This is a genomic window from Brevibacterium sp. SIMBA_078 (assembly GCF_046534565.1).
Classification (GTDB): Bacteria; Actinomycetota; Actinomycetes; order Actinomycetales; family Brevibacteriaceae; genus Brevibacterium.
Window position 1 is genome coordinate 1 of sequence record NZ_JAWRYQ010000315.1, and the last position, 262, is coordinate 262.

1 protein-coding gene is annotated in these 262 nt (G+C 30.9%); it reads right to left on the reverse strand.

Features of this window, described 5'->3' with window-relative positions:
* The coding region (locus SB749_RS19855; protein WP_410711818.1) for a hypothetical protein at window positions 1-262 on the reverse strand (262 nt) is incomplete at both ends.

The window sequence follows — 262 nt, forward strand, 5'->3', positions numbered from 1 at the left end:
CTATAAAGGTATTAGCAATAATTTTTACGTTAGAGTAATAAGTAATTTCTATAGCAGTGCCTTTGGTGTTTTTAAAAGTGTTATATCTTACTTGAACCTTTGATACAGGTTTAACCGTGGCAAATTTCAATGATCCCTTCAATCCCTCAAAAATATTATCTTCAACTGTAATATCATGCGTACCTCCATAGTTATTATTCCACGGGTGAGTAGTTGTTACTTGTGTGACATTTTCAAAGTAATTATTACGAATATCAATTCT